Genomic DNA, 20,150 nt, shown 5'->3' with positions numbered 1-20,150 from the left:
ATGCAACTGCTCCTCGACGTCATGTGCGGCGGGATCGTCTCGTACCTTCGAATGTGCGGGTACGATACCGTTTACGCCGGTGATCACGGTCTCGAGGACGACGACGAGGTGCTCGCACTCGCCCGCGAGGCGGACCGCACGCTGATCACGCGCGACGTCGACCTCGCGGCCCGCACCGACGAGTCGATCCTGCTCGAATCCCGCGAGGTCGAGGCGCAACTCACGGAACTCGTCGACGCGGGACTGGATCTCTCGCTCACGTCCGATCCCGAGTTCTGCGGCCGGTGTAACGGCCCGCTCGAACCGGTTCCGGCAACCGACTCGACGCCGGAGTACGCGCCTGACCCCGGATCGACCGACATCTGGAGGTGTACGGCCTGCGGCCAGTACTTCTGGCGGGGGAGCCACTGGGATCGGGTGGCGCAGACGCTGGCGCGAATCGAGAACGGGGATGGGAGCCGAGCGGGGTAGGGATCGCGTCTCTCCGATACTGTGATCGGTCCCCGAACGTCTTTTCGGTGGCCGACGACGGTCGACACATGCCGGAGGATACCGATCGCCTCGATATGGCTGGCAAACAGGCCGCGTACATCACCAACGAGTGGAGCGACGATCCCGCGATCATGCAAACGCAGGCGCTGTGTTACGTCGGATTGCAACTCGAACGGATCGCGGACGCGCTGGAGGAGGAAGACTGACGCCGCAACGGAGCGATCGACGGCGGTGCGATCGCGGCGAGCGGCCGATCAGTAGACCGCCACGTCGTCGAACCGGCCGTCGTACGCGATGTGTCGCGGGTGTGTGGGCTCGATCCCCGAGAGGAAGAGCCGATCGGCCTTCTTCCAGGTGTTCTCGTAGCCGAGGTGAGCGAGTTCGCCGGCGGTCGTGCGAAGCCGGCGCAGGCCGTTCTTGTAGACGACTCGCCGGGCGACGCCGTCGGCGAGCGCGTCGATCAGTTCGGTTTCGGTCTCGAACGTGTCCTCGAACGCGGTGTAGGAAACCCCCACGGAACTGGGGAGGTGTGCGTACGACGAGGAAAACGGCGGGAGCGAGAGCGTTTCGGTGAGGGCGCGCGCGTTGCGGTTGTGCGTCGGGAGGTGTTTCGGATTGAATATCTCGACGGCGTCGATGACGTCCGCGTACTCGTGGACGTCGGCCTCGGTAAGGCTCACGTTCGCGAAATCGGGGTGTGGTGCGAGGATCGTCGCATCCTGGCGTTCGAACTCGTCCATCGCCGCCTCGAGCGAGATGAAATCGGGCACCGGTTCCTCGAGTCCGAGTGCAAGGACGTGCTTGCGGTTCTTCCACGATCCGGTGAACACCTCCCGAGCGGGGACGACCAGCAGGTCGTCGCTCGAGTACTCGGCCGCCTTCCGGCGAACCTCTGGCAACCGGGTGAAGTGCGGGGCGTAGACGATCGCGTCGAGGCCCGCCCGCCTGGCCCGTTCGACGACGCGATCGTCGAGCACCTTCACGTGACAGTCGACTCGGAACTCCGCTCCATCGCTCACGAGTATCGTGTGCTTTCGAGAGTGACGAGTTATGGGTTCTGATTCGGCGGCGGGTCGACGGTTCGGCCGGCACTGTGCCGATCGAGTACCGGTCGTCCCGATCGGCGGCTGCTGCGAAAAGACCTTTAGGTCGGCCGATCGATTTTTCGAGAGGATGGCCTGGCAATGCGGCATCGACGGCTGTGGAAGGGTGTTCGACGACGTCGAGTCAGCGGTGGTCCATCAGGCGACCGAGCACGAGCGCCGCGAGTGCAAAGTCTGTGGCACCGTCGTCCCGGACGGCTATCTCGCGATCCGTCACGCCTTTACCGAACACAGCCGCGCCGAGTACGTCCGCGCCTACGGTGCCAGCTCCGAAGCGGTCCGCAAGCGCGAGGACCTCCTCGACGAGATTACGGAGGCTGCCGACATGGAGACGATCGCGAAGGAGTTGAAGCGGTGACGGATCAGGACCGGAATCGCTACGGGCACCCCGTCGCGACAGACCTGTTTGTCGGGAGATAAGTAATGGTCGAAGAAGTTCAGTAACCGCGTAACGAGTGGTCTGTGAGCGTGCGGTTTACTCCCATCCGTGCGTTACGTCGAGGTTCTGATTCCAGTCGGTTGCCGGTCCGACGCACTCCGGATTCTCGACGACGACGGGATCGACTACGTTGTGAGCAACGACGTCAGGGGACGACGCCGCCGCCATCAGGTTTTATCGCTCGTCGCTATATTCAGCGCGACTGTGCCGCGCTGACTGCTTGACGAGCGCGTTAGCGCTCGTCACTGTCCAGCACGCGAATCTGGTCACCGCGAACCGTCACGGGGATCGGGACCGTCGCCTCGTACAGTTCGACCGTCACCTGGTCTTTGCCCTCGTCGATGCGCTGGACCTGTGCCTTCTCACCCTTGAACGGGCCGGCGATGAGTTCGACGATGTCGCCCTCGGCGATCCCCTCGACGTCCGGTTTCGGTGAGAGGAAGTGCTCGACCTCCGAGATGTCCGACTTTCCGGGGACGATGCTCCGGGCGTGGGGGATGTCCTCCAGCACGCGCTCTAAGACCGCGTCGCCGTCGGCCTCGACCATCACGTACGAGGTCAGCGAGTCCGGCGCGAGCGCGGCGTGGATCTCGCTCTCCTCGCGGTTGATGATCATGTCGGCGACGGTCCGCTCCTGACTCGCCGTCGTCTTCACAGCGAAGATGCCCATTACACGCCACCACCGGGGAGATACAGCATGACGGCACCGATGAGGAAGCCGATGAGGCCGACGAGGACGATCCCTGCACCGGCGATTTTCGATACCTGAAGGAACTCCTCGGTCGTGGGTGTCGTCGCCATTTTCAACACCCGAACGTACGAGGTGAGGTCGTACGGAACGTCCATATCTGTCTATTCACAGCGGGGCGTCTTTTATCTGTCTTTCGTGTCTTCCGGACGGTCACTCGCAGTCGATCGATCGGGAACCCCGATCGCACCCGCGTGGGCGGCCGACGTTGCACTCGACGGCCCGGCGTCCAAACCGATCGATCCCGAACCCCAGACGTCATGGCAGAAGACGATACCGACAGGGCTGACGAGTACGAGGCGGAACGAGACGCCGAGATCGAGGAGGAACTCGAACGCGTCGACCAGGATCCCGACCAGGTCGACGACGGCGACGACGATCTCGGAACGCAGAACGCCCCGCGCGAGGACGAGGAGATCGAGGATCTGGAGGACGCCGAGGAGGACCTCGAACGACCGGAGTAGCCCGCCGCCGATCGCCGGCACCACGGATTCCTCGTCGAACGCGACGCGGTCGTGCGGGTCGTGCGGTTCAGTGGCGGGTGTGAGATCGATCCGTGTCGCGGGTCGGTGTGATTCGTCTCCCCTCGCGTTCGTCAGGGGGACTCTTCGTCCGGCCGCGGGGCGAGCGTCAACTCGACCGATTGGCGCTCCCCGTCCCTGACGACGTCGACGTCGATCGCGTCGCCCGGCGACGTCTCCAGCGCGAGCACCGAGGACAGCCGATCCTGGTTCGGAATCTCCTCGCCGCCGATCGCGACGATCACGTCGCCGCCGACGGGAACCGGGGTACCATCGACCTCCGCCGTCTCGTCGGCGGGTTCGAGGACGCCGTCCGCCGGCCCGTCAGGATCCGTTTCGATGACGAGGACTCCCTGCGGCTCGTCGAGGTCGTTCGCCTCGGCGATCAGCGGCCCGACCGGGAGCACCCCGACGCCCATGTAGGCGTGTTCGTACTCGCCGTCGTCGACGAGCGCCGGGACGACCCGATCGGCAAGCGCGGCCGAGATCGCGAAGCCGATCGTCTGGCCCGCGCCCGCGAAGACGACCCCGAGGACGTCCCCGTCGAGGGTCACGAGCGGGCCGCCGCTGTTGCCGGGGTTGACCGGCGCGTCGGTCTGGATGGCCGCCGGGATCGCGAACCCGGTCGGACTCGGGAGCGATCGATCGATCCCGCTGACGATCCCCTGCGAGATCGACGCGTCGAATCCGAGCGGGTTGCCGAGCGCGAGCACCTCCTGCCCGATCACCGGGTCTGCGTCGGTAAACGAGAGCCCGTCGGGTCCGTCCGGGAGGTCGTCGACCGCCAGGACGGCGAGGTCGCTGTGGACGTCCGTCCCGACTACCGACGCCGTTCGCCACTGCTCGTCGCGGAACTGGAGTTCGACCTCGCTCGCACCGGCGACGACGTGGTCGTTGGTCACGACGTACCCGTCGTCGGTGACGAACCCGGACCCGAGTCCGCCGGGCCCCTCCGGCCCCTCGCCGAACACGTTGACGAGCACGACGTCGTCGATCGTCTCTCGATAGACGCTCGCGTAGTCGTCGGTATCGTCCTCCTGAAACGCTCTTGCAGCGGCCCCGAGACGTCCGCCGCGATCGGCATCGGCGGTTGCGGAGCCACCGACGACCGTCGCCGTGAACGCCGCGCCCGCCGCGGTCAGCACGCCCCGTCGAGTGAGTCTGTCTGGCGTCACGCGGGATTCAACCCCGACGAGCGGGATAAAACATTCACCGACACGCCGTTCGCCGCCGACGTCCGTCCCGACCCCGACGAAACGGAGTTCCGGTTCGGTGGTTTCCCGAAGTAGACGGGATGCGGCGGTGACCGTAGCCGCCGTAGACCGGCGTTCTACGCCTCGTCGAAGAGGTCTTCCCCGTCGACCATGTGCTCCGCGACGGCGTCCATGTCGAGCGTGACGCCGAGGCCGGGCTTTTCGGGCACCTCGATGTATCCGTTTTCGATGACATCCTCCTCGACGAGGTCCTCCCACCAGCCGAGTTCGTAGGAGTGGTACTCCACCGCGAGCGAGTTGGGAATCGCCGCGCCGACGTGGACGCTGCCCATCGTCGCGACGGGCGAGGCGACGTTGTGCATCGCGACCGGAACGTAGTACATGTCCGCGAGGTCGGCGATCTTCCGCGTCTCGCGCATCCCGCCGACCTTCGGCATGTCCGGCGCGATGATGTCGACGGCCTGTTCCTCGAGCAGGCGGCGCTGACCGTGCTTGCGGTAGACGTTCTCGCCGACGGTGATCGGGGTCGTCGTCGACTGGGTTACCTCGCGCTGGACGTCGTGGTTCTCCGGCGGAACGGGGTCCTCGAGCCACCAGACGTCGTACGCTTCGAGGCGCTCGGCGAGTCGCTTCGCGCTACCGCCCGAGAACGTCCAGTGGCAGTCGAAGGCAACGTCGGCCCGCGAGCCGACGCGCTCGGTAACCGCCTCGACGATCGAGGCCTTGTGTTCGATCTCGGGGTCGCGCAGGTGGCGGTTGGCGCGATCCTTCTCGTGACCCGAGGGGACGTCGAGGTCGAACTTCAGGGCGTCGTAGCCGAGGTCCTCGACGACGCGTTCGGCCTCGTCGGCGCAGGCGATCGGATCCGCCTCTTCCTCGGTGTGGCAGTCACAGTAGACGCGGACCTCGTCGCGGTACTTGCCCCCGAGCAACTGGTAGGCGGGAACCTCGAGGATCTTGCCGGCGAGGTCGTGGAGGGCGACCTCGATGCCGGAGATCGCAGTGACGGTGACGCCGCCGATCGAGCCCTCACCGGACATCTTCTGGACGAGGTGCTCGGTTAGCCGGTCGATGTCGAGGGGGTTCTCGCCCTGCAGGAAGGGCGTCATACGCTCGATCAGTTCGGGCGCGCCCGCGCCCCAGTAGGCCTCGCCGGTGCCGACGATGCCGGCGTCCGTATAAATGCGTACGAGGGTCCAGGGGAAGTTACCGTCGACCATCGTCGTCTGGACGTCCGTGATCTCGACGTCCCGATCGCCGCCGCGTTCCCGGGTCACCTGCATCGTCTCCGCCGAGAGGTCCCGCATCGTGTACTCGGCGTTCGGATCGTGTAACCGTGTGTAATCGACTCCCATGTCATAGATATTCACTCGGGAGAAAGTAATAGTTTCTATCTCGTCAGCGTGTCACGGGCCGCGGGCCGAGTCGGCGACGGCGGTTCGAGCGATTAGATCGCGGCGAACTCGACGGCGGTCTTGATGACGTCGTCGTCCTCCGTGAAGGCGCGGTGGAACTCGTCGAGGCCGTAGACGCCGGTGACGAGGTCGTCCGTGAACCGCTCGGGCAACTGTGCGAGGGTGTCGACGGCGGACTCGAAGTGGCCGCGGTGGGAGTTCACCGTCCCCAGGAGGGCCTTGTTGTGCAGTACCAGTTCCCGGTGGAACTTCCCGCCGTCGATATCGAACTCCCAGGGTTCGGGGACGCCCAGCAGGACGCCGACGCCGTTCGGTGCGAGCGCGTCGACAGTCTCCACGGCGTGTTTCGCGTAGCCGGTCGCCTCGTAGACGAGGTCGACGGCCTCGTACTCGTCGGGAATCTCGGGCACCGGCGTCTCCCGCGAGTCGACGTACGTCGCGCCGAGGTCCTCGATGACGTCGATCGACGGGTCGGGCCGATCGCGCCGGCCCAGGCAGTAGGTCCGGTCGATGTCGAGCACCTCCTCGAACATGGCGAGCGTGACGAGACCGAGCGAGCCGTTCCCGAGCACGATGGCGGATTCGGGTTCCCAGTCGAAGGCCGAACGGGAGGCGACGGCGTGTTCGATCGCCTTCTCGCTGATGCTGATCGGTTCGACGAGGAACCCGAGCGGGGCGAGGTCCTCGGGGATCGGGACGAGGTACTCGGCGGGGCTGGTGAAGTACTCCGCCATGAAACCGTGCGCGCCGACGATGCCGCGCTCGACGTACTTCCCCTCGGGGGCCATGTCGGGTTCGCCGCGGTCGAAGTACTCGTTCGTGCCCTCTGGTCGGCGACGGACCGTGGGGACGACGTACTGGCCTTCCTCGAGGTCGGTGCCGTTCGCGTCTTCGACGACGCCGACGGCCTCGTGGCCGAGGACCAGCCGATCGTCACCCGCGGGAACTTCGCCGTGGTGGCCCGCGATGACCTCGTGGTCCGTCCCGTCGACGCCGACGCGAAGGGTCCGGACGAGGGCCTCGCCGGCCGCGGGTTCGGGTCGGGGCCGCTCGACGATGGCGGGTTCGCCGGCCCCGGGCTCGACTGCGATCGCTTTCATGTCCCGACCAACGGGGGCACGGGCTAAAAGATTTACCCTATCCGTAGTAAATATTTGAACAGCGGAGGGACACCGTCGATAACTATTCGACCTGGCCCGATCGGGCCCACGATCCGCGGCCGTGCCTGCCCGGTCCCCCGGAGAACTGTACCGAGTACGCACCCGATACGCCCGTACTGGTCGGTGAGAGGACCGATCGGAAGCGCGATCGTGATTCGCGCTTCTCTTCGGGTGAACGGCGAACCTGAAGTGGGCGTCTCGATCGGATCGGCCTCGACCGCCGTCGTCTCGACGGCCTGCCAGTTCATGCAAACGATTTTTACCGAGTGTAGTAAAATTCTTGAATATCGGTCGTCGACCGGCGGTAAAAATCTCGACCCCACGCGTCGCGGCCGAATCCGTCGACTTGTCGACGAATTCGACAGTCACCGCAATCGTGACAACGGTATTATGGACTCGTCGTGGTACAGTATCTCATGCGGAGGCGGCGGTTCCTCGCCGGCTGGGGGGCACTGCCGGCAACGATCACCGGGGGCGTATCGGCGATCAGAAACCGTGTCAGAGACCGGGCGTACGGTGCACTCGTCGCCGTCGAAGACGTGGAGTTGCGGATCGCGGAGACGAACGCACCCGTCGAAGGGGGGTCGCTACTCGAGGTAGCCCTCGAGGTAGCGAACACCGGCGACAGGTCGGTGAGACCCGACATCGAGAGCTACTTCGACGGCGATCGGTACGTGACCGTCAGGACGACCGTCGAGCCCGGAGAGACGAAGACGCTCGATCTCTTCAGCTATCGAACCGCTCCCGTCGAATCGGACGGGACCATCACGGTGCGGTTCGAGACCGAATCCGACGCGGTCGAGGAGCGCGTCGACGTGCTTGCGATCGAGGCGCTGGATCCGGCGCAGACGGCGCCCGACCCGGAGTTCGCGGTACAGCCCGGGACCACGGTCCATTTCGAGGTCGAGTCCGACCTGCTGGGGGAGTACGGCGGGCGAACGCGGTGGTTCGTCGACGGGGAGTTCGCGGGCCAATCGATGGGGCCCTGGGACGCCGCGTATTACGGCCACCGGGGCGCGGACCACTGGCAGACGACGTTCGAGTCGCCCGGTACCCGCGAGGTCGCCGCGGCCGTCGTCGGCGAGGACGACGTTCGCCGGGCCTCGTGGACGACAACCGTCACGGACGACGGGATCGGGGCACCCGTCATCGAGGAGACCGATCCGGCCGACGAATCGATCGAATTCGTCCGCGGCGAGTCGATCGACCTCTCGCTGGACGTGGCCTTTCCGGACGGGGAACTCGATCGGGTCGTCTGGTGGCTCGGCCACGCGGACGTCATCCTCGGCGAGAGCGACGTCAGCGGGAGCGAGGACACGGCGTCGCTGGAACTCGAGCGACCCTGTTACGGCTGTCCGATCGTCACGTGGGTGCTCGGTACCGACGGAACCAGGACGTCGGAGCGTCCCTGGATGATCGACGAGATCGTCGACGATCCCGACCCGGACTTCGACCTGACGATCCTGGAGACGAACGATCCCGTCGACACGGGCGAAACGCTCGACGTGACGGCCGAACTCGAAAACCGCGGCGCGACCGAACTCACGCGCGAGATCGACCTGATCGTCGGCCACGATCCCGAACTGGTCGACAGCGAGTCGGTGACGGTCGACGGCGGCGAGACCGCGACGGTCGATCTCGAGTTCGAGACCGCGCTCGTCAGGCGAACGCAGACGTTCCCGGCCCGCGTCGAGACCGAGGACGCGTCCGACGAGGTCACGGTCGAAGTGATCGGCACGGCGGACATCGGACTGGGCGTCGAGATCCTCGAAACCAATTCCCCTGTCGAGACGGGCGACCCCCTCGACGTGGTCGTCGAGGTCACGAACGAGCACGACTCCACCCTGGGACGGGAGGTGCAACTCGTCGTCGGCCACGATCCGGACGTGGTCGACGCGGAACTGGTGACCCTCCCGCCGGGCGAGTCCCGGGTCCTGACGATGGGGTACGAGACGGCGATCGTCGAGCGGTCGCAGCGATTCCCGGCCCGTGTCGAGAGCCAGGCCGACGCGGACGAGCGATCCGTCTTCGTCTACGTCGACGAGCCCCCGCTGCTGGTTTCCATCCTCGACACGAACGATCCGGTCGCCACGGGCGACGTGCTCGAAGTCACCGCCGCGGTCGAGAATCCCGGCGAAACGACGGTCGCGGATCGCATCGAGTTCATCGTCGGTCACGATCCCGACCTCGTCGACGTCACGGACGTCGAACTCGCGGGCGGCGAGCGCGAGACGATCGACCTCGGGTTCGAGACGGCGATCGTCCCGAGAACGCAGGAGTTTCCCGTCTACGTCGAGAGCGACGGCGACAGGGCCCAGCGGACGGTCACAGTGATCGGGACCGAGGACGACGAGGTCGCGATCGGCTTCCCCGACTGCACGCGGGCCGAGGCCGTCGGCACGTTCGAGGCGGGCGACGACCTCACCGTCGAGACGCTGTTCGTCGACACCGCGGGGGTCGGAAACGACCATCCGGGGCTCACGATCGGCGACCAGATCGATCCGTTTTCCGGGACGATCCGCTTCGAGGTCGGCGAGGAGAACCGGATCGTCGACGCGTCCGGATCGGAAGCCGTCGTCGAACTGGCCGACGACGGGTTCGGGACGACGATCGGATCGGTCATCTACAACTGGTTCAGGGAGGACGAGACCCGCGAGCCCAACCCCCACGACTGCGTCGACGAGCGCCGACCCGAGCAGCCGACGATCGCGGTCGACGACGTGAGCGGCGGCCGGGACAGTCACGACGTCACCTTCGCGTACGAGAACCCGAACGACCTCGAACTACACGGCGGTGCGTTCGTCGCGGGGACGACCGACGAGGAACCGCCGGCACTCGAGCCCGGAACCCACTCGTTCACGGTCGAGTGGACGCCCGAATCGGACGACGAGCGCCTGGTCTGGGAAGTCGATCTCGAACACTACCTCTACGATGAAACGCTGCGGGCGGAGACCGATCGCGCGAGCGAGTACGCACCCCGTCCAGCCGCGGAACTGGCCGTCAGCGACCAGGAAGGAGACGGCGAAACCCTGCTCGTCGACGGGGTGACGGCGAACGTCGAGTTCTTCCTCGAAACGCAGTACGTCGGTGAGACGAGCGAGAGCGAGGACTTCGACGCGGAGACGACGATCGAAGCCCACGAACTCGAACTCGACCCGGTGCTCGAGGACGACGCCACCGTAACGGTTCGCGTTCGCGATGCGGAAACCGACGACAAACTCGCCGCCGAGACGATCGAGTACACCCTCGATCTCGAAGCGGCGGAAGTGCAGATCACGGGTCTCGACGCGCCGGACGCGATCGTCGCGGGTGAGACGCTCGAGGCGACGGCCGAACTCGAGAACGTGGGAGAGGAGACGGCGACGCAAGAGATTGCACTCGACGTCGGGGCGCAGCAGGCCGTCGCCGCGGAATCGATCGAAGTCCCGGGCGGAGAGAGTGGTACCGTCACCCTGTCGCACGAGACCGACCCCGACGACGCGGGCGAGGTCCAGGTCACCGTCCGGAGCGAGGACGACGAGGCGTCTGTCGACGTCCTCCTCGAGGAACCGGACGAACCGGCGTCGTTCGCGGTGCCGAGCGTCGACGTGCCAGCCCAGGTGGAAGCCGGCGAGACGCTTCCGATCACCGCGACGATCGAAAACGAGGGTGACGAGTCCGGGGACGCGACCGTCGAACTGGACGTCGGCGCTCAGCAGGGCGTCGACAGCCGATCGATTTCGTCGCTCGCGGGCGGCGAGTCCGAGTCGGTCTCGTTCACGTATCCGACCGCCGACGCTGACGTCGGCGACCTGACCATCACCGTCCGGACGGCCGACGATTCGGACTCGGTGACGGTTACGGTGACCGGTTCCGAACCGGACGAACCGGAACCAGAGCCGCCGGAGGAGCCAGAGCCCGAGCCGCCGGACGAACCGGAACCCGAGCCGCCGGACGAACCGGAACCCGAGCCGCCAGCCGATCCACCTGCTGAGCCGCCCGAAGAACCGCCCGAGGATACACCTGGTGAGCCGCCAGAAGAGCCACCTGACGATACACCTGCCGAGCCGCCCGAAGAACCACCCGAACAGGGGGCCGGAGACGAGTAATCGGTTTCCGAACGGGGTCCCGATCGTCCCGCCAGAAGCGCCGTCCCGCCGTATGCTCTCCCGACGGACGTCGTGGGCTTCAGTCCCCTCGCGCGTCCTCGACGGCCGCAACGAACTCGGCTGCCGTCTCTCGGACCCCGTCCATGTCGCCGTTCGCGATCGCTTCGTCGTCCAGGATCGCGCCACCGGCCCCGACGGCGACCGCACCGGCGTCGAAGAAGTCGGCGACGTTGTCCGGCGAGACGCCGCCGGTCGGGATGACGTCGACGTCGCCGAGCGGCCCGGTGAGCGCCCCGATGTGGCCCGGGCCGACGGTCGAGGCCGGGAACATCTTCAGGACGTCCGCGCCGGCTTCCATCGCAGTGACGGCTTCGGTGGGCGTCATGACGCCCGGTGCGGCGAGGACGCCGTGGCGGTTGCAGGTCCCGACCACCTCGGGACTGGTGTGTGGCGAGACGACGAACTCGGCGCCGGCGTCGATCACCGACTGGGCGCTCGCGGCGTCGAGGACGGTCCCCGCGCCGACGATCGCGTCCGTCCCGGCGAGTTCGCGATCGATCGCGGCGATCTTGTCGCTCGCGTGTGGTTCGTCGGCGGTGATCTCGAGTCCGCCGACGCCCGCCTCGTGTACCGCTCGCGCGACCGGGGCGACGTCGTCCGAGTCGATGCCGCGCATGACGGCGATGACGCCGTTCTCGACGAGTCGCGCCTTGATCGCCGCTTTGTCAGTCATCGGCGAGACCTCCGTCGCTGGCTGATCGATCGACGGCGAGCGGAACTGTCTGTCGGGTCGTGTCGCGGGTCATCGTATCGGGTCGTTCATCCCCGACTCAAATAAATTCACTCACGGGCGAAATAGTATCAGTGACGGTGTCGGTCTCGTTCTCGTGACCGACTCAGGACTCGAGGGGCCGGATGGTGACCGATTCCGCCTCGACGTCCTCGAGGAACGCGCCGCTTCCCCCGATCGAAACCCGGTCGCCGTCGACGGCGATCGTGAACGAGTTCTCGATCGGGACCGTCGAGGTGACGGGTCGGACCAGGCTCTGGCGGACGTCGACGATTTCGCCGGTCAGTTCGACGGGGTCGTCGCCGTCACCGACCCACGTTCCGCTGACGGTCGCCTCGATTCGCGTCTCTGCGGCGCGATGCAGCGCGATCTGGAAGACGGCGTTCCGGAACTCCTCGTAGGTCCGGGGCAACTCGGCGGGTGCGGTGACGTACCGCTCTTCGGCCGTCGGCCAGTAGTTCGCGAGGAAGGAGCCGGCGAGCACCGGCACGAGCTGTTCCTGCGAGAGGGCGATCGCCCTGGTGTCGCTCCGGGAACTGGTGAGCATCTGGCTCGGCGCGAGCAGGCCGTGCTGGCGATCGACCGTCAGCATCGTCGGGACGAGCGCGTCCCACGTCCGAACCGTGCTCGCCGTTCCCGCGAGCGAGGCGATGTCCTGGACCTCGTCACCGGTGGCACCCAGCAGAAGTAACACGAGGACGCCCCGATCGACCGTCTCCTCGAGCGTCGATCGAACTTGGGGGAGGACGTCGGCGGGGAGCGAGAGCGTTACCTCGTTCTCGGCGTTCGCGAGCAGACTCTCGATCCGCTTGAGCACCGTCTGGCGGGATTTGATCACCTCGAACTGTTCGCCCGTGCGCTCGGTGCTCGTGAACCGCGATCGAATCCCCGGCTCGATCCGTTCGACGCTGTTCGTGAGCCGATCGACCACCTCGTCCGGGTCGACGGGACGGATCACCGTCGGCACCGCGTGGTCGTCGACTTCGACGAACCCGCGCTTCTCGAGTTCTTCGCTGATGCTGTAGACGTACCGCTTGGAGACGTCGGCCGCGTCGGAGATCGTACTGGCTTTCGATTCGCCGTGTTCGAGAATTGCGAGATACGTGTCGATTTCCTTTTCAGAGAGGCCGAAGCGTTCGAGAAGTTCGGCGAGATCGTCGTCGTCCATGTGTTCGTATTACGTCACGAGAGGCTCCGGCGCGAGTAAAAGATTCCGGGTCACGCCCCCCGTTTTGAACCGAATCGGCGCCAATCGGAACGTGACGACCTGCCGTCCCGTTGGAGAAAAGTAGGAATACATTTTTCAACAAAGCTTAATGGGCCGGGGACGAACAATCGAACCGATGGAACTGCACGGCGCTCTCAACGACTTCAAGCGTTCTCGGGGTGATCCACACCTGTTCCCCGGCGAACGTCGATCGACGACGGGACTGTTCTCCGGTCTCGACGACCGACTCGTGCACGTCGCCCCCGACGGCTCGATCAGGGACTACTCCTACCCGCTCTCCGGCCTCTCCGGGATCGAGCGATCGCGGTTCGGCCTCGAGCGCGACGGCTCGGTCCACTGGTTCGACGACGGCGACCAGCGGTACGTCCACGGGACGGCAGTCGTCGAAACCGTCTACGACCTGGGCGGGCGGACGTGTCGCCAGTACGACCTCACGATCGATCGGCTCCACCTGACGCACGTCGAACTCGAGTCGGCCGTCGATGGTGACTCACCCCCGACGCTCGTGGGATGTTTCGGGTTCGCCCCGGACGGACGAGCGAACCGGATCGGGCAACTCCAGCACGACGACGCGGTCGAGGTGTACCACGACAGCGAGCGGGACGTCCTCGCCGCCTCGACCGACCTCGACGTGACCGGACAGGTTCCCGAACGGTTCGAGGAACTGCTCGCGTCCGACCCGATCGAGTTTCCCCGATCGGAGGCCGACGACCGCTACGAGGAGGACAGGCTCAGCCCGATCACCAGGGTGAGCGTCCCCCTGACCGGTGAGTCGCCGAGTGCGACCGTCGCGACGTTGCTCACGGACGGCGGCGAGCGGACGGCCGCCCTCGATCGCGTCCGGAGCGGTGCCACGGAGTACGACGATCGAGAGGCCATACTCGCGGCCGGCCGGCGACAGGCCCGGGACGCGCTTCCGGATCCCGATTCCGGGTCCGGCGTCGAGGACGGATTCGCTGACCTGCGCGCGCTCTGTCTGTTGCGCGCCCCGACCGGTGCGCGGATCGCCGGCCCCGAGTTCGATCCGTTCTACCGCTATTCGGGCGGCTACGGCTACACCTGGTTCCGGGACGACGGGGAGATCGCCGCGTTCCTGCTCGAGGCGGATCGCGCGGCGGGACTGGACCTCGAACCCTGGCATGCGGCCAGCGCCCGGTTCCACTGCGAGACCCAGCTTCCCGACGGAACCTGGCCACACCGCGTCTGGCCGCACAACGGCGAACTCGCCCCAGGCTGGGCGAACGCCCGACTCGAAGACGGGAGCACCGCGGATTACCAGGCCGACCAGACCGCGAGCGTCGCCGCGTTCCTCGCGACCTACCTCCGCCGAATCGATCCGAGCGACGATCGGGTCCGGGAGACGCTGACGGCGGCGCTCGACGGGATGGACGCGACGCTCTCGGCCGACGGCCTCCCGGGCCGCGTCCAGAACGCCTGGGAGAACATGACCGGTCGGTTCACGCACACGGCCGCGACCTACCTCGAGGCCTACGCCGCGATCGCACGTGCGCCGGTCCCGGACGACGTTGCCGCGCGCGCCAGCGAGAACGCGCGAACGGTCTACGAGGCGCTCGACGACCTCTGGCTGCCCGATCGCGGAATCTACGCGCTTCGCCTCGATGGCGAGGAGGTCGACGATCGGCTGGACGGCAGCACGCTCGCGCTCGCCTCGGCCCACCGGGAGTACGACGCGATCGCGGCCGTCGACGACGCCCGACTCGATCGGCTCGTCTCCCACGTCGAGACGACGATCGACGGACTCTACCGCGATCCGGACGGCCCGGTGGAGGGACTCGCGCGCTTCGAAGGCGACCCCTGGCGGGTCCGGACCCAGGACGAGGCCAAGATCTGGACGGTGACGACCGCCTGGGGAGCCTACGCGGCCGCGGAACTCGGGCAGTTGCTCGCCGCGAACGATCGGCCCGAGCGGGAGTCGTTCGAAATTCGCGCCCGGGAGTTGCTCTCACTGGTCGCTCCCGGCGGCACGCTTCGCCGATCGGGCGAATATCTGCCCGAACAGGTGTTCGACGACGGGACGGCCGACAGTGCGACGCCGCTGGGCTGGCCGCACGCGATCCGTCTCGCGACGGCGAGCGTGCTCGAGGCGACCGAGCAGGCCAAGCAGGTCGAGAGCGACGTCGGCGAGTACGCGGCCAGCCACGAGTAGGACCGGAAATCGACCCGACCGTTTTGCGTCGTTTCGCGTTCGAGTGAGAACAGCTTACAGCGGCCGCAGACGGGGCGTATTCGAACCGAGTACTTCGACACCGTCGCCCGATCGTCGATCGTTCAGGCCCCGGGCGTCGGCATCGCCTTGCTCGAGTGGAGCAGCGACTCGCCGGTTTCGGCGTCGAAGAGCCTGAGCTTCGATTCGTCGAACGTGATATCGATGGACTGGTCGACGCTCGGTTCGTAGTCCGCCCGCACCCGGGCGATGAAGTCCTCCGAGACGTCGAGATAGAGGTAGTTGTCGCTGCCGATGGGTTCGATGACCTCGACGGTCGTCCGGATCGATTCGCCGCCGTCGGCCGGGTGAACGTCCTCGGGCCGGATTCCGAGGGTCGCGGAGTCGCCGTCCTCGATTGCGACGCCGGACGCGTACTCCGGCGACAGGGTGTACTGGAACGTCGCTCCATCCGTCAGCACGAGGCCCTCCCCCGAGGATCGGGCGGTGACGTCGACGAAGTTCATCGAGGGCGACCCGATGAAGCCGGCGACGAACTCGTTCGCCGGTTCGTCGTAGACCGCTTTCGGCTCGCCGACCTGCTGGAGAGTCCCGCCGTTGAGGATGACGATCTTGTCGCCCATCGTCATCGCCTCCTCCTGATCGTGTGTCACGTAGACGGACGTGATCCCGAGTTCGTCCTGCAGACGCTGGATCTCGGCGCGCATCGAGGTCCGGAGCTTCGCGTCGAGATTGCTGAGCGGTTCGTCGAACAGGAACACTTCCGGTTCCCGGACGATCGCCCGCCCGAGCGCGACGCGCTGTTTCTGGCCGCCGGAGAGTTCGTCGGGTTTCTTTTCCAGAAGTTCACTGATATCCATCATCTCGGCGGCCCACTGGACTTTCTCCTCGCGCTCGGGCTTCGAGAGATCGGTGCTCATCCGGAGACCGAACTCCATGTTCTCGTACACCGTCTTGTGTGGATACAGCGCGTAATTCTGGAACACCATCGCGATGTCCCGGGTCTTGGCGCTCTCGTCGGTGACGTCGGTTCCACCGAGGTGAATCGTTCCGCCGGTCGGTTCTTCCAGTCCGGCGATCATTCGCAGTGTAGTCGTCTTTCCACAGCCGGATGGGCCGACGACGGTAACGAACTCGCCGTCGTTCACCTCGAGATCGACCCCGTCGACCGCCACGATCGACCCTCTGTCGTACTCTTTCCGAAGGTTTTCCACTCGAAGGGTTGCCATTTGCTAGTCCTGGGTGGAATTCACACATAACTCTTTCCCAAGAATTCTAATTTAGGGTGCATTATTTCGTCACACATTATTACCCGGGTGGGCCGTTTCGGCGTCACCACCGGCCGAATCGGGCAGAGGACGGGGAAATCGGCCAAATATCGCCCCCTGTGGCCGTGAAACGCGCCTGCGAACGAACGACACCCGAACTTCTAAATACCTGAAGTCATTATTCATCACATATTCACTATGACAGTGGATCGACGACGGCTACTCAAAGGGGTTGGTGGTATCGCAGCGACCAGTGCGTTCGCAGGCTGTCTCGGAAGCCTTCTGGGCGGCGGTGAAGACGGACCGCGTCTCTGGTCGGACATGAGCGAACCGCAGGAAGAGGATCTGGAACAGTTTATCGGGCAGTTCGAGGAAGAGACGGACCACGAACTCAACCAGGAATCGGTCAGCGACATGGACGACCAGCTCGAGACGACCATGCCCGCCGGTGACGGACCGGACACGTGGGCGTGGGCACACGACTGGGTCGGTCGGTACGCCGGCCGGGACGACCCGCCGTTCCTGTACGACGGTGGCGACGACATCGACGTCGATCTCGACACGTTCAGCGCCAGTGCCCAGGATGCGGTCTCCTGGGACGGCAGCGTCTACGGGCTTCCGTTCGGGTCCGAGACGGTCACTCTCTACTACAACAAGGACATGGTCGACGAACCGCCCGAGACGGCCGAAGACATGGACGCGATCATGGAGGAGTACTACGACCCCGACGGGAGTGGGACGTACGGGATTTCGTACAATCTCGACGCGTACTTCTGTAGCCCCTTCCTCCAGGCGTTTGGCGGTACCCTCTACGACGCCGAAGCCGACGAGCTCGGCGTCGCAAGCGACGAAATCGTGCAGGGGCTCGAGTTCCTGAACGACTACATCTTCCCGTACATGGCGGAAGACCCGAACTACGAGGCCCAGACTGCGGTGTTCAACGACGGCAACGCACCGTTCGCGGTCAACGGCCCGTGGCAACTCGGCGGCTTCCGGGACAACGTCGACGTCGGCGTCACGACGCTCCCCACGGTCGACGGCAACGAGCCCACCCCGTACACGGGGGTCCAGATGTGGTACTTCAGCGCGACGCTCGCGGACGCCGACGAGGAGGTCTTCGACGCGATCGTCGACTGGATCGAGTGGTACACCACCTCCGAGGACGTCATCCTCAACAACGCCGATCGGCACGGGATGATCCCGGTCCACACCGAACACGCACAGAACGACGACATCGATCCGGCGGTCCAGACGTTCGCGGAAGTCGTCGAGATGGGGATGCCGATGCCGGCCCACCCGAAGATGGACGACGTCTGGGAACCGACGGAGGACGCGCTGAAGCGCGTGTTCAACGGCGAACAGGAGCCAGACGAGGCGCTGGAACAGGCAGCCGAGCGAGTCCGCGACGCGTGGGAATAACGTCATAACAATGTCGTTTCTTCGCTCTGACGAACGCCTCCCGTACGCGATCGATGGGTTGCCGTTCGAGCGGCGGGACTGGGCGTTGCTGCTCGTTCTCCCCGGGATTTTGCTGTTCTCGGCGTTCATGCTGTACCCCATCTTCTATCTCGTCTACATCTCGCTGACGGACGCGACCCACGCGGGGACGATCATCGGCGGCGGCTCCGAACTCATCGGCTTCGACAACTACGTCGAGTTGTTCGGCGACTCGCAGTTCTGGACGTCGATGGGCATCACGTGGCTGTTCGTCGCAGTCGCGCTCGTCATCAAGGTGTTCCTCGCGACCGGGATCGCCCTCGTACTGAACCACGCACGCGTGATGGGGAAACGCCACATGCGTGCTGCGGTCATCGTCCCGCTGGGCTTTCCGCCGATCTTTACGATCACGGTCTGGCGAGGAATGTTCTCTAGCGCCCGGTTCGGCGTGTTCAACGTCTTCGCGAGCTACTACAACGACGTCGTCCGATCGGTGGCTGGCGTCGTCGACTCGATCGTCGTCTGGACGTCGATCTCGGCACCGGAGTTCCTGCTCGTCAGCGTCCCCATCGGCTGGCTGAGTGGCCGCTGGACGGCGTTTTTCGCGTACGTCGTCACCGAGGCGTGGCTGGCGTATCCGTTCATGGTGATCATCATCGTGAGCGCCTTGCAGGACGTTCCGACGGAGCTCCACGACGCGGCGAAAGTCGACGGCGCGGGGTACTTCCACCGCTTCCTGACCGTGACGCTGCCGGCGATCAAACGGCCGGTCCTGTTCGCATCGATCCTGACCGCGGCGACCTCGTTCCAGCAGTTCCTGGTCCCGTGGGTGTTCAACGAGGGTGGTCCGGCACGGCAGAACGAACTCATCCTCGTGTACGGCTACCGCGAGGCGATCTCGTTCCAGCAGTACGGCATCGCGTCCGCGATCATGGTCACCGCGATCGCCTTCATCGGGATGTTCATGTGGCTCTCGGTGAAGTACGGTAACCTCGCCGAGGGGGTGCAAGAGGACCAATGAGTCTCCCACGAGCGATCGCCGACAAGGTCCGGACCGACCTGCGGACGGCAGCACTGACTCCGGTACGTGTCTATCGGACGATGCAGACGGCGATCTACGACGTCCGAACCGGACAGCGGACCGCCGCGGACGTCGCCAAAAGCGTCGGTGCGACGCTCGGCGCGACCCTCATGGTCGTGCTGTTGCTGTTCCCGATCTACTGGATCGTCGCGGCATCGCTGGCAGCGAACGCGCAACTCATGTCCTCGGACGGGATCTTCCCGGACCTCGCCGAGTTCGGTCTCGGCGCGTATCGATGGGCGATCTACGAGTCGAATCTCCTGTTCCGGGGCGAGTTCGGGGACTTCAGCCAGCCGGGAGCGCTGTTCAACAGCCTCCTCGTCGTCACCGTCACCATCACCGTCGGCATGGCGATGATCATTCCGAGCGCGTACGCGCTCTCTCGGCGGGAGTTCCTCGGCCGCAAGAAGATCCTCTACGGCTACGTCCTGTTCACGCAGGTCGGCGCCGGACTGGGGATCGCGGCGCTGATCGCGCTGTACGCGCTGTTCTCGAACGCCGGGCTCACGAACAATCTCGTCGTGCTCGGCGTGTTCTACGCCGCCACGGCGCTTCCGTTCAACATCTGGCTGCTGAAGACCTACATGGACAACATCCCCGTCTCCTACGAGGAAGCCGCCATGATCGACGGCGCCGGACTGTGGGATACGATCCGCGAGATCATCATCCCGCTCTCGAAACCGGGACTCGCGGTCGTGCTCATCTTCACCTGGCTCGCCGGCTGGAACGAGTTCATCATCGCCCAGACGTTGTTGCGCCCGGAGAACTACACCCTCTCCGTGGAGCTGTACCAGCTCGCGACGGCCGGCCGGTACGAGACGCCGTGGACCGAGTTCGCGGCGTTCGCGATCCTGTTCGCGATGCCCGTCGCGATCATCTACTTCTTCGCCCAGCGCTACGTCGAGAGCGGGCTCTCCTTCGGCGGCATGGAAGGCTGACCCGTTTCTCCCTCCGCTTTCGATTTTCGTGCGCTCTCGATCG

At 65.7% G+C, this 20,150-nt stretch carries 19 protein-coding genes; 9 read left to right on the top strand and 10 right to left on the bottom strand.

What is annotated here, in order from left to right; all coding sequences use genetic code 11:
- Both MUN73_RS07595 and MUN73_RS07590 read left to right on the top strand, forming a co-directional pair.
- Entirely contained in the window at positions 1-471 is a 471-nt protein-coding gene (locus MUN73_RS07595; RefSeq protein WP_250139853.1) for a DUF5615 family PIN-like protein, read from the top strand.
- A 68-nt stretch (positions 472-539) separates the two neighbouring features.
- The gene (locus MUN73_RS07590; RefSeq protein WP_250139852.1) at positions 540-698 is read left to right on the top strand and encodes a hypothetical protein; all 159 of its coding nucleotides are present in this window, start codon (positions 540-542) and stop codon (positions 696-698) included.
- 48 nt (positions 699-746) lie between these two features.
- Here the strand turns inward: MUN73_RS07590 and MUN73_RS07585 are convergent, their stop codons facing one another.
- Entirely contained in the window at positions 747-1,511 is a 765-nt protein-coding gene (locus MUN73_RS07585) for a PHP domain-containing protein (protein WP_250139851.1), read from the bottom strand.
- A 154-nt stretch (positions 1,512-1,665) separates the two neighbouring features.
- Between MUN73_RS07585 and MUN73_RS07580 the strand changes: the two genes are divergently transcribed.
- A complete protein-coding gene (locus MUN73_RS07580) occupies positions 1,666-1,953 on the top strand; it encodes a DUF7565 family protein (RefSeq protein ID WP_250139850.1) in 288 nt (95 codons plus the stop codon).
- Between the two features lie 313 nt (positions 1,954-2,266).
- Here MUN73_RS07580 and MUN73_RS07575 read toward each other — a convergent pair whose 3' ends face one another.
- Both MUN73_RS07575 and MUN73_RS07570 read right to left on the bottom strand, forming a co-directional pair.
- Positions 2,267-2,704, bottom strand: coding sequence for a transcription elongation factor Spt5 (locus MUN73_RS07575; RefSeq protein WP_250139849.1), 438 nt, complete (start codon positions 2,702-2,704; stop codon positions 2,267-2,269).
- On the bottom strand, positions 2,704-2,880 hold the full coding sequence (locus MUN73_RS07570; protein ID WP_250139848.1) for a protein translocase SEC61 complex subunit gamma: 177 nt from the start codon (positions 2,878-2,880) through the stop codon (positions 2,704-2,706). Before MUN73_RS07570 ends, MUN73_RS07575 begins: the two co-directional genes overlap by 1 nt.
- A 162-nt stretch (positions 2,881-3,042) precedes the next feature.
- On the opposite strand from MUN73_RS07570, the gene MUN73_RS07565 reads away from it, so the two are divergent.
- Positions 3,043-3,246 carry a hypothetical protein gene (locus MUN73_RS07565; RefSeq protein WP_250139847.1) on the top strand — a complete coding sequence of 68 codons (204 nt, stop codon included), beginning with the start codon at positions 3,043-3,045 and terminating at the stop codon, positions 3,244-3,246.
- Positions 3,247-3,377: 131 nt separating this feature from the next.
- Here MUN73_RS07565 and MUN73_RS07560 read toward each other — a convergent pair whose 3' ends face one another.
- The 4 genes from MUN73_RS07560 to MUN73_RS07545 all read right to left on the bottom strand — a co-directional run bounded on the left by MUN73_RS07560 (position 3,378) and on the right by MUN73_RS07545 (position 7,340).
- The gene (locus MUN73_RS07560) at positions 3,378-4,478 is read right to left on the bottom strand and encodes a S1C family serine protease (protein WP_250139846.1); all 1,101 of its coding nucleotides are present in this window, start codon (positions 4,476-4,478) and stop codon (positions 3,378-3,380) included.
- 155 nt (positions 4,479-4,633) lie between these two features.
- On the bottom strand, positions 4,634-5,872 hold the full coding sequence (locus MUN73_RS07555; protein ID WP_250139845.1) for a mandelate racemase/muconate lactonizing enzyme family protein: 1,239 nt from the start codon (positions 5,870-5,872) through the stop codon (positions 4,634-4,636).
- A gap of 92 nt (positions 5,873-5,964) precedes the next feature.
- Positions 5,965-7,032, bottom strand: a complete 1,068-nt coding sequence (locus tag MUN73_RS07550; RefSeq protein WP_250139844.1) for a glucose 1-dehydrogenase — start codon at positions 7,030-7,032, stop codon at positions 5,965-5,967.
- Positions 7,033-7,064: 32 nt separating this feature from the next.
- A complete protein-coding gene (locus MUN73_RS07545) occupies positions 7,065-7,340 on the bottom strand; it encodes a hypothetical protein (protein ID WP_250139843.1) in 276 nt (91 codons plus the stop codon).
- A 168-nt stretch (positions 7,341-7,508) separates the two neighbouring features.
- Here MUN73_RS07545 and MUN73_RS07540 point away from each other — a divergent pair, with 168 nt between their 5' ends.
- The gene (locus MUN73_RS07540; protein WP_250139842.1) at positions 7,509-11,180 is read left to right on the top strand and encodes a CARDB domain-containing protein; all 3,672 of its coding nucleotides are present in this window, start codon (positions 7,509-7,511) and stop codon (positions 11,178-11,180) included.
- 79 nt (positions 11,181-11,259) lie between these two features.
- Here the strand turns inward: MUN73_RS07540 and MUN73_RS07535 are convergent, their stop codons facing one another.
- Both MUN73_RS07535 and MUN73_RS07530 read right to left on the bottom strand, forming a co-directional pair.
- A complete protein-coding gene (locus MUN73_RS07535; RefSeq protein ID WP_250139841.1) occupies positions 11,260-11,913 on the bottom strand; it encodes a bifunctional 4-hydroxy-2-oxoglutarate aldolase/2-dehydro-3-deoxy-phosphogluconate aldolase in 654 nt (217 codons plus the stop codon).
- Between the two features lie 163 nt (positions 11,914-12,076).
- Positions 12,077-13,138 carry a TrmB family transcriptional regulator gene (locus tag MUN73_RS07530; RefSeq protein ID WP_250139840.1) on the bottom strand — a complete coding sequence of 354 codons (1,062 nt, stop codon included), beginning with the start codon at positions 13,136-13,138 and terminating at the stop codon, positions 12,077-12,079.
- 175 nt (positions 13,139-13,313) lie between these two features.
- Here MUN73_RS07530 and MUN73_RS07525 point away from each other — a divergent pair, with 175 nt between their 5' ends.
- Positions 13,314-15,365: a DUF7997 domain-containing protein gene (locus tag MUN73_RS07525; RefSeq protein ID WP_250139839.1), complete on the top strand. Its 2,052-nt coding sequence runs from the start codon at positions 13,314-13,316 to the stop codon at positions 15,363-15,365.
- A 122-nt stretch (positions 15,366-15,487) separates the two neighbouring features.
- Here MUN73_RS07525 and MUN73_RS07520 read toward each other — a convergent pair whose 3' ends face one another.
- The gene (locus tag MUN73_RS07520; protein ID WP_250139838.1) at positions 15,488-16,612 is read right to left on the bottom strand and encodes an ABC transporter ATP-binding protein; all 1,125 of its coding nucleotides are present in this window, start codon (positions 16,610-16,612) and stop codon (positions 15,488-15,490) included.
- 360 nt (positions 16,613-16,972) lie between these two features.
- On the opposite strand from MUN73_RS07520, the gene MUN73_RS07515 reads away from it, so the two are divergent.
- Genes MUN73_RS07515 through MUN73_RS07505 form a run of 3 tightly spaced genes read left to right on the top strand, consistent with a single transcriptional unit; the run spans position 16,973 to position 20,107 of the window.
- Entirely contained in the window at positions 16,973-18,070 is a 1,098-nt protein-coding gene (locus MUN73_RS07515) for an extracellular solute-binding protein (RefSeq protein ID WP_250139837.1), read from the top strand.
- A gap of 10 nt (positions 18,071-18,080) precedes the next feature.
- The gene (locus tag MUN73_RS07510; RefSeq protein WP_250139836.1) at positions 18,081-19,109 is read left to right on the top strand and encodes a carbohydrate ABC transporter permease; all 1,029 of its coding nucleotides are present in this window, start codon (positions 18,081-18,083) and stop codon (positions 19,107-19,109) included.
- Positions 19,106-20,107 carry a sugar ABC transporter permease gene (locus MUN73_RS07505; RefSeq protein ID WP_382182371.1) on the top strand — a complete coding sequence of 334 codons (1,002 nt, stop codon included), beginning with the start codon at positions 19,106-19,108 and terminating at the stop codon, positions 20,105-20,107. The genes MUN73_RS07510 and MUN73_RS07505 overlap by 4 nt, the downstream gene beginning before the upstream one ends.
- Positions 20,108-20,150: the final 43 nt, after the last annotated feature.

Origin of the sequence: Halosolutus amylolyticus (assembly GCF_023566055.1) — an archaeon.
Taxonomy (GTDB): Archaea; Halobacteriota; Halobacteria; order Halobacteriales; family Natrialbaceae; genus Halosolutus; species Halosolutus amylolyticus.
The sequence above is the reverse complement of the archived record's forward strand: the minus strand, read 5'-3'. Positions and strand labels throughout refer to the sequence as shown.

What these genes read in the sequence shown, in the direction of transcription:
- MUN73_RS07595 (WP_250139853.1), top strand. Translation starts at nt 1, where the DNA reads ATGCAACTGCTCCTCGACGTCATGTGCGGCGGGATCGTCTCGTACCTT.
- MUN73_RS07590 (WP_250139852.1), top strand. Translation starts at nt 540, where the DNA reads ATGCCGGAGGATACCGATCGCCTCGATATGGCTGGCAAACAGGCCGCG.
- MUN73_RS07580 (WP_250139850.1), top strand. Translation starts at nt 1,666, where the DNA reads ATGGCCTGGCAATGCGGCATCGACGGCTGTGGAAGGGTGTTCGACGAC.
- MUN73_RS07575 (WP_250139849.1), bottom strand. Translation starts at nt 2,704, where the DNA reads ATGGGCATCTTCGCTGTGAAGACGACGGCGAGTCAGGAGCGGACCGTC.
- MUN73_RS07570 (WP_250139848.1), bottom strand. Translation starts at nt 2,880, where the DNA reads ATGGACGTTCCGTACGACCTCACCTCGTACGTTCGGGTGTTGAAAATG.
- MUN73_RS07565 (WP_250139847.1), top strand. Translation starts at nt 3,043, where the DNA reads ATGGCAGAAGACGATACCGACAGGGCTGACGAGTACGAGGCGGAACGA.
- MUN73_RS07555 (WP_250139845.1), bottom strand. Translation starts at nt 5,872, where the DNA reads ATGGGAGTCGATTACACACGGTTACACGATCCGAACGCCGAGTACACG.
- MUN73_RS07550 (WP_250139844.1), bottom strand. Translation starts at nt 7,032, where the DNA reads ATGAAAGCGATCGCAGTCGAGCCCGGGGCCGGCGAACCCGCCATCGTC.
- MUN73_RS07545 (WP_250139843.1), bottom strand. Translation starts at nt 7,340, where the DNA reads ATGAACTGGCAGGCCGTCGAGACGACGGCGGTCGAGGCCGATCCGATC.
- MUN73_RS07540 (WP_250139842.1), top strand. Translation starts at nt 7,509, where the DNA reads ATGCGGAGGCGGCGGTTCCTCGCCGGCTGGGGGGCACTGCCGGCAACG.
- MUN73_RS07535 (WP_250139841.1), bottom strand. Translation starts at nt 11,913, where the DNA reads ATGACTGACAAAGCGGCGATCAAGGCGCGACTCGTCGAGAACGGCGTC.
- MUN73_RS07530 (WP_250139840.1), bottom strand. Translation starts at nt 13,138, where the DNA reads ATGGACGACGACGATCTCGCCGAACTTCTCGAACGCTTCGGCCTCTCT.
- MUN73_RS07525 (WP_250139839.1), top strand. Translation starts at nt 13,314, where the DNA reads ATGGAACTGCACGGCGCTCTCAACGACTTCAAGCGTTCTCGGGGTGAT.
- MUN73_RS07520 (WP_250139838.1), bottom strand. Translation starts at nt 16,612, where the DNA reads ATGGCAACCCTTCGAGTGGAAAACCTTCGGAAAGAGTACGACAGAGGG.
- MUN73_RS07515 (WP_250139837.1), top strand. Translation starts at nt 16,973, where the DNA reads ATGAGCGAACCGCAGGAAGAGGATCTGGAACAGTTTATCGGGCAGTTC.
- MUN73_RS07510 (WP_250139836.1), top strand. Translation starts at nt 18,081, where the DNA reads ATGTCGTTTCTTCGCTCTGACGAACGCCTCCCGTACGCGATCGATGGG.
- MUN73_RS07505 (WP_382182371.1), top strand. Translation starts at nt 19,106, where the DNA reads ATGAGTCTCCCACGAGCGATCGCCGACAAGGTCCGGACCGACCTGCGG.